The organism is Streptomyces doebereineriae (assembly GCF_031845645.1).
In the GTDB taxonomy this organism is placed as follows: domain Bacteria; phylum Actinomycetota; class Actinomycetes; order Streptomycetales; family Streptomycetaceae; genus Streptomyces; species Streptomyces canus.
The window spans coordinates 1-414 of sequence record NZ_JAVREZ010000478.1 but is presented as its reverse complement, the minus strand read 5'-3'; the positions used below and the strand labels follow the sequence as shown (position 1 = coordinate 414).

The 414-nt window shown below is 67.4% G+C and carries 1 pseudogene; it reads right to left on the bottom strand.

The annotated features are described in order from the left end of the window. A pseudogene (locus RNB18_RS52850) lies at nt 1–283 on the bottom strand (ornithine decarboxylase); the annotation flags it as partial. Nucleotides 284–414: the final 131 nt, after the last annotated feature.

Below are 414 nucleotides of genomic sequence, written 5' to 3'. Positions count from 1 at the left end.
ACAGCGAACTGCCGCATGTCGAGAACCAGGCGGACCTCGCCCCCACCGCCTCGGCCATCAGCTCTTCGGCCCGCTTGAGGTAGCCGTTGCTCATCCGCCGATCATCGAGCCCACCGCTGGCCAGGACATCACTGAAGAACGGCTCACGCCCCAGAACGCGCAGCACCCGCTGGTCGACACCGCGGCCCTGGCGATGCCCCGGCGGCGAGAACCCGTACCGATTTGAAGTGTGGTAATCGTGCAGCGCGTCAAGCAGCGGTGCCGCGTCCTGATTGCCCGTCATGGCGGGTGAGTACCCACATCAAACCGACCCCCACACACGCCGCCGTCATCACGGCGAACGCCGTCGGGAACGAGAACGACGTGGCCAACGCACCCGGCCAGAGATCCCAGCCCCGTGCCCGCGTCGAAGCC